The 11,918-nt window shown below is 73.8% G+C and carries 8 protein-coding genes and 1 pseudogene; 4 read left to right on the top strand and 5 right to left on the bottom strand.

What is annotated here, in order from left to right; translation table 11 throughout:
• Positions 1-217: 217 nt before the first annotated feature.
• The 5 genes and pseudogenes from ABD350_RS23060 to ABD350_RS23040 form a co-directional block, all read right to left on the bottom strand.
• Positions 218-2,809: a non-ribosomal peptide synthetase gene (locus ABD350_RS23060; RefSeq protein WP_344350174.1), complete on the bottom strand. Its 2,592-nt coding sequence runs from the start codon at positions 2,807-2,809 to the stop codon at positions 218-220.
• A 107-nt stretch (positions 2,810-2,916) separates the two neighbouring features.
• The gene (locus ABD350_RS23055) at positions 2,917-3,741 is read right to left on the bottom strand and encodes an SDR family oxidoreductase (protein WP_344350168.1); all 825 of its coding nucleotides are present in this window, start codon (positions 3,739-3,741) and stop codon (positions 2,917-2,919) included.
• 8 nt (positions 3,742-3,749) lie between these two features.
• Positions 3,750-4,454: a thioesterase II family protein gene (locus ABD350_RS23050; RefSeq protein ID WP_344350167.1), complete on the bottom strand. Its 705-nt coding sequence runs from the start codon at positions 4,452-4,454 to the stop codon at positions 3,750-3,752.
• Positions 4,455-4,558: 104 nt separating this feature from the next.
• Positions 4,559-5,359, bottom strand: a complete 801-nt coding sequence (locus ABD350_RS23045; protein ID WP_344350166.1) for an ABC transporter permease — start codon at positions 5,357-5,359, stop codon at positions 4,559-4,561.
• Positions 5,356-6,237: pseudogene (locus tag ABD350_RS23040) on the bottom strand (ATP-binding cassette domain-containing protein); the annotation flags it as partial. The pseudogene ABD350_RS23040 and the gene ABD350_RS23045, both read right to left, overlap by 4 nt.
• A 391-nt stretch (positions 6,238-6,628) precedes the next feature.
• On the opposite strand from ABD350_RS23040, the gene ABD350_RS23035 reads away from it, so the two are divergent.
• Genes ABD350_RS23035 through ABD350_RS23020 form a run of 4 tightly spaced genes read left to right on the top strand, consistent with a single transcriptional unit; the run spans position 6,629 to position 11,917 of the window.
• Positions 6,629-8,329 carry a fatty acyl-AMP ligase gene (locus ABD350_RS23035; RefSeq protein ID WP_344350163.1) on the top strand — a complete coding sequence of 567 codons (1,701 nt, stop codon included), beginning with the start codon at positions 6,629-6,631 and terminating at the stop codon, positions 8,327-8,329.
• Positions 8,326-9,969 (top strand): acyl-CoA dehydrogenase family protein, encoded by a 1,644-nt coding sequence (locus ABD350_RS23030; RefSeq protein ID WP_344350162.1) that lies wholly within the window; start codon positions 8,326-8,328, stop codon positions 9,967-9,969. The genes ABD350_RS23035 and ABD350_RS23030 overlap by 4 nt, the downstream gene beginning before the upstream one ends.
• Positions 9,966-11,666 carry an acyl-CoA dehydrogenase family protein gene (locus ABD350_RS23025; protein WP_344350161.1) on the top strand — a complete coding sequence of 567 codons (1,701 nt, stop codon included), beginning with the start codon at positions 9,966-9,968 and terminating at the stop codon, positions 11,664-11,666. The genes ABD350_RS23030 and ABD350_RS23025 overlap by 4 nt, the downstream gene beginning before the upstream one ends.
• Positions 11,663-11,917, top strand: coding sequence for an acyl carrier protein (locus tag ABD350_RS23020; protein WP_344350159.1), 255 nt, complete (start codon positions 11,663-11,665; stop codon positions 11,915-11,917). The genes ABD350_RS23025 and ABD350_RS23020 overlap by 4 nt, the downstream gene beginning before the upstream one ends.
• Position 11,918 lies beyond the last annotated feature (1 nt).

Here is an 11,918-nt window from a genome sequence, read left to right as displayed (position 1 = left end):
CTGGGCGTCAGTCAACGACACACCCAGACCAACGATCCGATGATCTGAAAGAAACGGCCTAGGGCCGCTTCGGCGGAATCACGTGCCGGAACGCCCGGACGCGCCCGCCCCGGGCCGGCGGTCGGACGACGGCGCCGGCCCGGGGTGAGCGCGGTGCGGGGGAGGGGCACATACGCGTCGCGTCCCGGTGGCCGTACCGGGACGCGACGCGCTCGGATCAGCCGGCGCCCCTCTCCGCGGTCAGGTCCGCCAGCAGGGCCCGGACCGTCGGCCGGCGGTACAGGTCCCTCAGCCGTACGGCGGGCAGCCCCTCGGCGCGCATCGCCGTGCCGATACGGATCGCGAAGAGCGAGTTGCCGCCGAGTTCGAAGAAGTCGTCGTCCGGTCCGACGGGCACGCCCAGCACCTTGCTCCACACCGCGCTCAGCCGGGCGGTGAGGTCGTCGCCGGCCGCGCTCGGAGCGTTGGGAGGGGCGGCCCGGGTCGGCACGGGCTCCGGCAGACGGGCCGTGTCGAGCTTGCCGTTCGCGGTCAGCGGCAGCGCCGCAAGCGCCGTCACCGTCGCCGGGACCATGTACGCGGGGAGTATGCCGGCCGCCCGCGCGTGGATCCGGGCGGTGTCGCCGTCCTCGGTGAGCACCACGTACGCGTCGAGCCGCGCGGTGGCCGCGTCGGCCGGGTCGTCGCGGCGCACCACCACGGCCGCCGCCCGGACCCTCGGGTCCTCCAGCAGCACCGAGCGGATCTCGTCCGGTTCGATCCGGAAACCGCGCACCTTGACCTGGCTGTCCAGGCGGCCGAGATGGTCCAGGGTGCCGTCCGGCCGCAGCCGCCCGCGGTCGCCGCTGAGGTACAGCCTGCCCCCGGTGAACGGGTCGGGCACGAACCTCCGGGCGGTCAGCTCCTCCTGGCCCAGATAGCCCAGGGCGACCCCGGCGCCGCCGACACGGATCTCCCCGGCGACCCCCGGCGGCAGCAGCCGGCCGGCCGGGTCGGTCACGTACAGGTGCCAGCCGGGCAGTGCCGGTCCGACCGAACGGGTGGCGGCCAGGGCCAGCCGACGGCTGAGGGTCTGCGCGGTGACATGCACCGTCGTCTCCGTGATGCCGAACATGTTGACCACCCGGCAGCGGGACTCCGGGTGCCGGTCGAACCAGGGCAGCAGCATCCGCGCGTCCAGTGGTTCCCCGCCGAGCACCACGAGCCGTACGTCCAGGCCTGTGTGGTCCACGTCCAGCAACTGGGCGAGGGCGGAAGGCGTCTGGCTGAGCACGGTGACGCCCTCCGCCCGCAGCAGGTCCCGGAACCGGTCCGGCTCCCGGGAGACGTCGTACGGCACGACGACGACCCGGCCGCCGGTCAGCAGGGCACCCCAGATCTCCCAGACGGAGAAGTCGAACGCGCTGGAGTGGAAGAACGTCCACACGTCCGCGGGGCCCAGCGCGTACGGCCCCCGGGTGGCGTCGATCAGCGCCACGGGGTTGCGGTGCGGGACCACGACTCCCTTGGGCCGGCCCGTGGACCCCGAGGTGTAGATGACGTACGCCGGATCGTCCGGCGTCACCGCCGACCGGGGCGCCCCGCCCTCGCCGGCCGCGAGCAGCTCGTCCGGGGAGACGGCCACCGCCCCGGACCCCGCGGGAAAGTCCGCCGGATCGGTGACGACGACGGCGAGGCCCGCGTCCCGCGCGGTGTGCAGCAGCCGCTCGGCGGGGTAGGCCGGATCGGTGGGCACATAGGCGGCGCCCGCCTTGAGCACGCCGAGCAGGGTGACGACGAGGTCGGCGGTGCGGCGCAGACACACCCCGACCCGGTCGCCGTCCCGTACGCCGAGAGCGCGCAGCCCGGCTGCCAGCCGGTCCGAGCGCTCGTCGAGCCGCCGGTAGGTCAGCCGCACGGCTCCGTCGGAGACGGCCTCCGCGTCCGGGGCGGCGGCCGCGATCCGGCGGAACGCCGCGTGCAGCGTGTCCGGGGTGGTGACCAGGGCGGCGGCCGGGCGCCCCAGCGCGACGACCCTGGCCCGTTCCGCCTCGTCCAGCAACTCCGTGTCCGCCACCGTCCGGTCCGGGCTGCGCAGCACCTGCCGGTGCACCTCGGTCAGGTGCCGGACGAACTGCCGCGCCATCTCGGGGGCGACACGGCCGGGCAGGTGGTCGCAGCGCAGCCACCGGCCGCCGCCGTCCTGGAAGACCGACACGGTCAGCGGGAACGGCGGTGCCAGGCACGGGACGTAGGTACCCGGGCCCGGAGCACCGTCGAACAGCAGCCCCGCGAAGGCGGGCCGGTCGGTCGGCCGCGTCTCGACCGCGCGCAGCGGCCCGTCCGGGGACACGGTCACCGCGCCCCGGAGCGTACCGATCACCGGCGCCTGCTCGGGGTCGTAGTGGTGCAGGGTGACGGCGAGCGCGGTCAGCCAGCTGCGCTCGTCACCCGCCTCGTCGGCGGTGAGGGCGATCCGGAAGGCCGCCGGATCCGCCGGGCCTTCCTCGCCCAGCCCCCACGGGGGACCGGAGTCGGCCACGGCCACGTCCGCCGGCGGGGGATGGGCGGGCTGCCCGGGGTCCGCCCCGGTGGACAGCCGCAGCAGTGCCGCCCGGTCGAGCAGTTCCCGCCGCGCCACCACCACCAGCTCGGCCACGCCGTCCGCCCAGCGCAGCAGCACACCGCGGGCGGTGCCGGCGGGCCGGCCCAGTTCGAGCGCACGGCGGCGCTCGGCCGCCGGATGCGTGGAGGACACGGGCAGGTCCTCCACCCACAGCCGGGTGCCGTGGAGGCCGGCCGGCCACGCGGTGAGCGCGGCGGTGTCCACCGGCCGGGTGGTGCGGACCAGGACGGCGTGGCACCGCGCCCCCGTCCCGGACGCTGAGCCCCTGTTGCCTTGCACGGGATGTCCCTTCTGCCGCAGCGGGCGGTGAATCAGCGGGCGGTGAAGCCGCCGTCGACGGTGAGCACGGACCCGGTCACCTGCCGGGAGCCGTCGGATGCGAGATGGACGACGGCGGCGGCGACGTCCTCCGGTTCGATCAGCGCGTTCATGGGCTGCGCCTCGGTGAACGCCTGCTCGTGCTCGCCGACGGGGACGTCCAGCGCCCGGGCGATCTCGGCGAGCATCCGGCCCTCGGCCGACGCCTCATCCCGTACCGAACCGGGGCAGACGGCGTTGACCCGCACCTTCATCGGCGCGTAGTCGAGGGCGGCGGCCTTGGTGAGGCCGATGACGCCGTGCTTGGCGGCGACGTAACCGGCGAAGTGCCGGTAGCCGACCAGCCCGGCCGTGGAAGCGATGTTGACGATGCTGCCCGAGCGCTGGGCGCACATCGCCCGGCCGGCCTCGCGGATCATCCGCCAGGCCCCGGAGAGGTCGACATCGATCATCAGCGCCCATTCCGCTTCGCTGATCTCGTGGACCCGCTTGCCGGACGGCGCCGCGATACCGGCGTTGTTGACGAGGACGTCGATCCGGCCGAACCGGTCGTACGCGGCCGCCATCGCCTCCTGGACCGAGGCCGTGTTCCGGATGTCGGCGGCGGCCGTGAGGACGGCGGAGCCGGCGGCGCGGCACAGGGCCGCGGTGTGGTCGAGCTGCCCGGGCGTGCCCAGGGGGTAGGGCACGCCGGGCAGGTCGGCGCAGATGTCGAGCAGGACCAGATCCGCGCCCTCCGCGGCGCAGGCCAGCGCGGTGGCCCGGCCGAGGCCGCGGGCGGCTCCGGTGATGACGGCGGTCTTGCCGGTCAGACGCATGGCGCTCCTCAGAGACTGCCGGCGATCAGCCGCAGCAGGGCCGGCGCGCGGTCGGTCAGGTACATGTGGCCGCCGGGGATCTCGACGTACTCGAAGTCCCGGCCGGCCACCTTGGCCCAGCCGGCGGCGGCGTCGGAGCCGACCAGGGCGTCGTCGGTGCCGCGGATCGAGGTGACGGACGCGTCCAGCGGCCGGTTCGTGCCCGGCGTGTAGCTCTCGTGCAACTCGACGTCGGCCCGCAGGGTCGGCAGGATCAGCTCCCGCATCTCCGGGTCGTCCAGCGCCTCGTGGCTGTAGCCGGCGAACTCGCTCACCCGGGCCAGGAACGCGTCGTCGGGCAGCCCGGTGGCCCGGCGCGTCCGGGGGGTGCCGGGTTCGGGGGAGCCGCTGACGAACAGCCGAAGGAGCTGAAGATCGTCGGCGGCGGTCACCCGGTGGGCGAGTTCATAGGCGAGAACCGCGCCGAGGCTGTGGCCGAAAAGAGCCAGTCGGCGCCTGTCGCCGAGTTGCCCGACGAGGTCCTGGAAAAGCCCCTCGGTCGCTTCCCGTACATCTCGGTAGGGAGCCGAGTCGATGAGCCGTTCCCGTCCGGGCAACTGGAGCGGAATGATTTCCAGCGAGTCGTTCAGCTGTGACCAGGGGCGGAAGAAGGAGGCACCCGCACCGGCGAACGGCAGGCATACGAGGGTGGTGCGCAGGTTTTCTGGAGGCACGGCGGATCGCTTTCCGAAGTGGCGGATCGGATGGGACGGAGATGAGGAAGGATGGCGACTGAAATTAACGTGGCCTTAACCCGCGGGCCGACTGGAGGCGACCGTCACCCTCGTGTCTTGTCGCGAAAGCGTGCCGTCGCCAGGGGCACGAAGACCGCGAGCAGCCCCGCGGACCACAGCAGCAGATAGGGGGCGGGATGGTCCACGGGCCAGCCGTGCGGCCGGGAGAAGCCCGGCGGGACGGGGGTGCCGAACTGCTCGCGCAGCGCGTTCGACACCGCGGTGATGGGGCTCCACGCGGCGACCGCGGCGAGCGGTCCGGGCAGGCTGGCGGTCGAGACGTAGCCGGAGGAGACGAAGCTCGCCGGGAACATCCAGAGCAGACCGAGGCTCGCGGCCACCTGGACGTTGGGCGCGACGACGCCGATGAAGGCGCCCACCCAGGACATGGCGAAGGCGAACAGGACGAGCAGCGCGTAACCCGCCAGGGTGTGCGCCGCCCCGCTGAGCGGCCGCCAGCCCAGCGCGAGCCCGCACAACGAGGTCACCAGCACGCCGGCGACACAGGTGGTGAGGTCGCAGGCGGTCCGGCCGAGCAGCAGGGCCACCCGGGAGATGGGCAGCGCGCGGAACCGGTCGACCGTGCCCTCCTGCAGGTCCTTGGCCAGCCCGAGGGCCGTGACGGCGGTACCGAAGGTCACCGTCTGGGCGAGCAGCCCCGCCACCATGTACGCGCGGTACGGCGCCCCGCCCAGGCTGTTGCCGAAGACATAGCCGATGAGCAGGGCGAACATCACCGGCTCCACCAGGCTGCCCATCAGGGCGGTCGGGGTGCGGCGCAGATGGAGGAGGTTGCGCCAGGCGAGGTCGGCGCCCTCCCGGCCGGCGCGCAGCAGCGCGTTCACCGGGCGGCCGCCGGGTGCCGCCGGGCGGTCAAGGCCAGGAACACGTCGTCGAGCGTGGCCCGGCCCAGTCCCACCTCCAGCGCCTCCACCCCTTCGTCCGACAGCACGGACAGCGCTCGCGCCAGCGCGGACTGCCCGTCCGTGACGGCCGTCTCGACCCGGCGGTAGCGGCGGTCGACCAAGGGGGCCGCACCCCCGGCGGCGGTCGCGGCCCGTACGGCCGCCGGCACCTCGTGGTCCTCGGCGACCACGACGACCAGGCGGCTTCCGGCGGCGGCCTTCAGCGTGTCGCTGGTGCCCGCCGCCACGACCCTGCCGTGGTCGATGACCGTGATCCGGTCCGCGAGCCGGTCGGCCTCCTCCAGGTACTGGGTGGTGAGCAGCACCGTGGTGCCGCCCGCCGCCAGCTCGCCGACCGCGTCCCAGGTGTCGATCCTGCTCTTCGGGTCCAGCCCGGTGGTCGGCTCGTCGAGGATGATCAGCGGGGGAGCGCCCACCAGGGAAGCGGCGAGGTCCAGGCGCCGGCGCATGCCGCCGGAGTACGTCTTCACCAGCCGGCCGCCGCTGTCCGCGAGCCGGAACCGGTCGAGGAGGTCCCCGGCCGTCCGCCGGGCCGTGCGCCGGTCCAGGCCGCGCAGCCGGGCGATGAGGGACAGATTCTCGATTCCCGTCAGCATGCCGTCGACGGTCGAGTACTGCCCGGCCAGCCCGGTCGCGGCACGTACGCGCGCGGGGTGCGCCACGACGTCCCAGCCGGCCACTCTCGCATGGCCGCCGTCCGGACGCAGAAGGGTGCTGAGAATGCGGACGAGTGTCGTCTTGCCGGCTCCGTTCGGACCGAGCAGGGCGAATATTTCGCCGGCTGATATGTGAAGGCTGACGTCCCGTAAAGCCCAGATGTCTTTATGCCTTCTTTGTATTCCCTCGACGACAACCGTCGGTTCGTCTTCTGTGGGGTTCACGGCAGACCTACTCGTTTTCTGGTCCTTGCGCGCAGACACGTGCTGCGGCCGGAACGTAGCAGGTTCCGTCAGGAAGGTGCAACTTGCATGTGATGCACAGACTAATGATTTCCCTAGTTCGTTTCTGCTTAGTCTCCAGTCGCCGGGTCCCGGGCGTCATATCCGGGCTTCGGCATGGTCAGTGGACCCTTCTGAACAGCTGGGTGGTGCTTTTCGCGTGAATGGCGGTCTGGTGTCCGGTGCCGACCTCGTGTCCGTTCTCCGGGAACATGCCGGGAACGCTCCGGACAGGGATGCGGTCATCTTCGTGCGGGACCCGCAGGCCCGGGACCACGAGTCCCTGACCTTCGCGGAACTGGACGCACGGGCCCGCGGCATCGCGGTGTGGCTGGCCGGGCGCACCGAGCCCGGCGACCGGGTCCTGCTGCTGTACTCGCCGGGCGTCGAGTTCACCGCCGCGTTCTTCGGCTGCCTGTACGCCGGACTGATAGCGGTCCCCGGCCCGCTGCCCGGACGCTACCGGCACGAGCGCCGGCGGCTCGCCCGCATCGCCCGGGACGCCCGGGCCACCGTCGTGCTGAGCGACCGGCGCGGACTGCCGGAGGTCGGGAAGTGGGCCGCCGACGAAGGCCTCACCCACCTCGTCCCCCACTCGACCGACGAGACGGACGAGACGGACGACGATCCCGGCGCATGGCGCCCCAGGGTGCCCGGCGACCCCGACGCCCTCGCCCTGCTCCAGTACACCTCCGGCTCCACCGGCAGCCCCAAGGGCGTCATGGTCCGGCACCGCAACCTGCTGGACAACGTCGACGCCGTGGTGCGCTCGCTGCGACTGCGCCCGGGCCACCGCCTGGGCGGCTGGATACCCCTCTACCACGACATGGGCCTGATCGGGCTGATGCTCCCCGGCGTCCTGCGCTGCGACGGCTACGTCCAGATGGACCCCATGACCTTTCTGCGCCGCCCGCACCAGTGGCTCCAGATGATGGACGCCTACGACGTCAACGGCACCGCCTCACCCGACTTCGGCTACGAACTGTGCCTGCGCCGGGTCACCGACGACCAGCTCGCCGGCCTCGACCTGAGCCGGGTGCGCGCCGCCGTCGACGGCTCCGAACCGGTCCGCGCCGACACCGTCACCGGTTTCGCGGCGCGCTTCGCCGCCGCCGGGTTCCGGCCCGACGCGATCGTCCCCATGTACGGGCTCGCCGAGTCGACACTGCTCGCCACGGGTATCGGCGGCCGCCCGCCGTTCGTGGCCGGCGTGGACACGGCCGCCCTGGAGGGCAACGTCCTGCGGCGGGCCGCCCCCGGCGCGCCCGCCCGGAACCTGGTGGGCTGCGGCCCGAGCGCCGGCCAGTCGGTCCGCGTCGTGGACCCGGACAGCGGCCAGGAACTGCCCGCCGGCCGGATCGGGGAGATCTGGCTGAGCGGACCGAGCGTGGCCGCGGGCTACTGGGCGAACAGCGAGGCCACCAAGGCCGCCTTCGGCGCCACCGGCGCCGACGGACAGGGCCCCTTCCTGCGCACCGGCGACCTCGGCGGACTGCTGGACGGCGACCTGTTCGTCACCGGCCGCCGCAAGGACGTGCTGATCCTGCACGGCCGCACCATCCACCCGCAGGACATCGAGGCCGAACTCCGCGCCCAGCACGGGGAACTCGGCAGCCTGCACGGAGCCGTCTTCACCGTCGGCTGGGACGACGGCACCGGGTCCCGCGAGTCGGTCGTCGTCCTGCACGAGATCAGGGGGCACTGGGGCACCGAGCGGATGACCGAGCTGGCCGCGGCCATGAAGCTGACCGTGGCCAGGGAGTTCGGCGTACCCGTCGCCGCCGTCCTGCTGCTCCGGCCCGGCGGCATCCGCCGCACGACCAGCGGCAAGGTGGAGCGGTCCGCGATGCGCTCACGCTATCTGGAGCGGGCCCTGGAACCCCTGCTCACCAGCGAGGACCCCCACCTGACCGCGGCCTTGGACGCACGCGCGCGGCAGGAGGAGCGGTGATCGGCGCGGCCGCGCTCGAACGCGTCCTCGCCGGGCACGAGTCGGGCGCCTGGGCCGAGGAGGCCCTGCGAGCGCTCGACGACCGCGAGGATTTCCCCGCCGACGCGGTCGCGGTCCTCGACGACGCCGGGCTGGCCGCCTCCTACGTCCTCACCCCCGACCGCGACTTCCCCGCCCTGGTCGCACTGATCAGGACCGTCGCCCGGCGCGATCTGACGGTGGCCATCGCGCACGGCAAGACCTTCCTCGGCTCCGTGCCCGTGTGGATCGCCGGCTCGCCCGAACAGACCCGCGAGCTCGCGGAGCGCGTCCGCGAGGGGCACCCCGTGTGCTGGGGGCTGACCGAACGCGACCACGGCAGCGACCTCCTGGCGGGCGAACTCACCGCCACCGGGGAGGAGAACGGCGGCTGGCGGCTCGACGGCGAGAAGTGGCTGATCAACAACGCCGGCCGGGCCCGGCTCGGCTGTGTGCTCGCCCGCACCGACCCCGCCGGCGGCAGCCGCGGGTTCGGTCTCTTCCTCGTCGACCGCGACCGGCTGCCGCCCGGCGCCTGGCAGGTGCTCCCCAAGGTCCGCACGCACGGCATCCGGGGAGCCGACATCAGCGGCTTCGTCCTGCACGGCGCCCAGGTCCCCGCCGACGCGCTGATCGGCGGGCCCGGCGACGGCATCGCCCTGGTCCTGAAGTCCCTCCAGCTCACCCGCACCGCCTGCGTCGGGCTCTCGCTGGGCGCGGCCGACCACGCCCTGAGGCTCACCCGGGACTTCGTCACGCGCCGCGAACTGTACGGACGCCGGCTCGGCTCCCTCCCGCACGTCCGCCGGATCCTCGGCCGGGCCGCCGCCGCCGTGCTCACCGCGGAGGCCGTGAGCATCCTGGCCACCCGCTCGGTGCACGCCCTGCCCGGGGAACTCTCCGTCACCTCCGCCATCGCCAAGGCGTACGTGCCCACCACCGTGCAGGACACGCTCGGCCGGCTCGCCGAGGTCCTCGGCGTCCGCGGCTTCCTCACCACCCCGCCCGGCGGCGGCTTCGCCAAGCTGGAGCGCGACCACCGCATCTGCGCCATCTTCGACGGCAGCACGGTCGTCAACCGCACGGCGCTGCTGACCCAGACGCCCCGGCTGGGACGGCTGCTGCGGCGCGGCAGCGCCGACACCCGGGGAGTGCGCGCCGCGGCCGACCCCTCCCTCCCGCCGGCCCCGCTCGACCCGGCCCGCCTCACCCTCGTCTCGGCCACCGGATGCAGCGTCGTACAGAGCCTGCCCGCGGCCGTCGAGGAGATCCGCGCGCAAGGCCACCCACGACTGACCGCGCTCGCCGAGGCCGTGCTGGAACGCTGCGGCGAACTGGCCGCCGACCTCGCCGACTTCGTACCCGTCGGCGGCGGACTCCCCAGCACCGCGTTCACCCTCGCCGAACGGTACGAGCGCCTGTACGCGGCGTCCGCCTGCCTGCACCTCTTCCTGAGCCAGGCCGGGCGCCCGGCCGCGGCCCCCGACGACGACGCCCACCGGCTGCGCGCCTGTCTGGCCCACCTCCTCGACCTGCCCGACGACCCGGCCTACGACGAACTGGCCCAGACCCTCCTCGACTGGGCCGGCCCCGCGTTCAGCCTCCTGGACGGTGCCCCGTGACCCCTGTCGTCCCCGAGCGCGTCGCCGCTCTCGACCGCCTGCTCGGCGACCCCGCGGACCCGGCCAACCCGGTCGGGACCCGCGCGGTCCTCGACGCCGACGAGCGCGGCGAGATGCCGACGGCCGGCGAACGCGCCCTGGACGCCTACGGCCTCAACGCGGAGTTCGTGCCGCCCGAGTACGGCGGCCGGCTCACCCGGGCGGACCACCTCGTGGAGGTGATGCGCACCGTCTACCGCCGCGACCCGGTCCTCGGACTCGGCTACGGCGCCAGCTCGTTCATCGCCGGCGTCAACGTCTGGACCGCCGCCGGCACCGAGCAGGCCACCCGGGTCGCCGACCTGCTGCTCGGCGGCCACAGGGTCGCGGTGGCGTTCCACGAACTCGCCCACGGCAACGACATGACCGGCACCGAGTTCACCGCGGCGGCCGACGGCGCCCACCTGCGCCTGAGCGGGCGCAAGGAAGTCGTCACCAACATCAGCCGGGCAAAGGCCCTGGTCGTCCTCGCCCGGACCGACCCCCGGCCGGGCCCCCGCAGCCACTCCCTCGTCCTGGTCGACCGGACCGCCCTGCCCGGCGACGGAATCCGCGACCTGCCCCGGTTCGGCACCGTCGGCATGCGCGGTATCCAGCTCGGCGGCCTGGAGTTCGACGCGGTGCGCGTGCCCCGCACGGCGGTCCTCGGACCGGTCGGCAGCGGACTGGAGACGGCCCTGAAAGCCCTCCAGATCACCCGCACCACCCTGCCCGCCATGGCCTCGGGAGTGCTGGACACCGCGCTGCGGACAGCCGTCGGCCACCTGTCGTCCCGCACCCTGTACGGCGGCCCCGCCATCGGCATCCCGCACGTGCGCTCCGTGCTGGCCGGCGTCTTCGCCGACCTGCTGCGGGCCGAGGCCGTCGGCGCGGTCGGCACCCGCGCCCTGCACCTGGTGCCGCAGTCCGCGAGCGTCTACTCGGCCGTGGTCAAGTACACCGTGTCCAAGCTGCTGCTGGACGCCGTGGACCGGCTCGCCGAACTGCTCGGAGCCCACTTCTACCTGCGCGAGGGACCGAGCGCGATCTTCCAGAAGCTGCTGCGCGACCTGGCGCCGGTCGGCTTCGGCCACATCGCCCGGGCCGCCTGCCAGATGAGCCTGCTGCCCCAGCTGCCGCTGCTCGCCAGACGCTCGTGGACCGGCGGCGCCCCGGCCCCGGACGCACTGTTCGCCCTGGACGCGGACCTCCCGGCGCTGCGCTACGACCGGCTGGCCCTGCAGGCGGCGGGCCGCGACCCCCTCGCGGCCTCACTGGCGGCGGCGCTGGACGGGCCCTGGGACGGCGCCTGCCGGCAGGTACGCGCCGTCGCCGAGGCGGACCTCGCCGAACTCGGCGCGCTCGCCCGGGCCTGTGCCGCGCTGCCCGTCACGGAATGGGGCGTCGACGCCTCGCCCGCGACCTACGACCTGGCCGACCGGTACAGCACCCTGCTCACCCGCGTCTGCTGCCTCCAGATCCAGCGCCACACCACCGACCCCTTCCTGGCCGGCCCCGCCTGGACACTGGCGGCCGCCCACCGCACCCGCCGGCCTTCCCCGCTTCCCCGACCGGTCGAGGACGCGCTCTTCGACGAGCTCCTCGCCCGCCACCGCGACCACCGCTCCTTCGGCCTCGCCGCCCGCCCGCTGCTCCACCGAGAAGAGAACACACGATGAGTTCTGGCACCCAAGACGTCCGCGCCTGGCTGACCGGGCGGGTGGCGACCTATCTGCGCCGCACCCCCGAGGAGATCGACACCACCCTGCCGATGTCCGAGTACGGGCTGGACTCGCTCACCGCGCTGGCCGTCTCCGCCGACATCGAGGACGAGTTCGGCCTCGTGCTGCCGCCCGAGACGACCTGGGACCACCCCACCATCGACCAGCTCGCCGCGGCACTCACCGCACTCATCGAGGAGAAGGCCTGAC

Origin of the sequence: Streptomyces nogalater, assembly GCF_039532885.1 — a bacterium.
GTDB lineage: Bacteria > Actinomycetota > Actinomycetes > Streptomycetales > Streptomycetaceae > Streptomyces > Streptomyces nogalater.
The sequence above is the reverse complement of the archived record's forward strand: the minus strand, read 5'-3'. Positions and strand labels throughout refer to the sequence as shown.